The organism is Vibrio cincinnatiensis, assembly GCF_022113815.1.
Taxonomy (GTDB): domain Bacteria; phylum Pseudomonadota; class Gammaproteobacteria; order Enterobacterales; family Vibrionaceae; genus Vibrio; species Vibrio cincinnatiensis_A.
In genome coordinates this window covers 1-399 of record NZ_SGOM01000090.1, presented here as the reverse complement: position 1 = coordinate 399, position 399 = coordinate 1, and the positions used below count along the sequence as shown (strand labels likewise).

The following is a 399-nucleotide window of genomic DNA, read 5'->3' as shown; positions in this document are numbered from 1 at the left end:
CCAAAAGTGGCGAGCGTTGGAAGTCCCGCTTGAGGCGTTTGTTATGTGCGTTTTTCAGATTGACAAAGAATACCTAGCTCAACCTGCCTCTTTTTGCTTAAACCATTAGCAACGATTCGATAAGATTCAGAGAGATAATATTTAAGATCTTCGTCTAGATTGCCCTCTGTATCAATTTGTTGGATCCACTTCATACCACGATTCGCAAAGTATGGGGCTGGCTGATAACCCTCACTATTGCTTAGGAAATCAAAATTTAAATCTGAAACTTTAAAGATAAATGCTGCTTGCCCATTTTTACTCCAACCACCAATAGCGAACACTTTATCACCAACTTTCCAAACGTCAGAATCGCCCCATTGAACAACATGACTTGTGGCAGGAAAGGAACCACAAAAC

The 399-nt window shown here is 40.9% G+C and carries 1 protein-coding gene; it reads right to left on the bottom strand.

Annotated features, from left to right (window positions below; genetic code table 11):
• Positions 1-41 precede the first annotated feature (41 nt).
• Positions 42-399 (bottom strand): MmcQ/YjbR family DNA-binding protein (locus EXA13_RS16745; protein WP_238134108.1); only part of this gene is annotated, 358 nt, incomplete at its 5' end.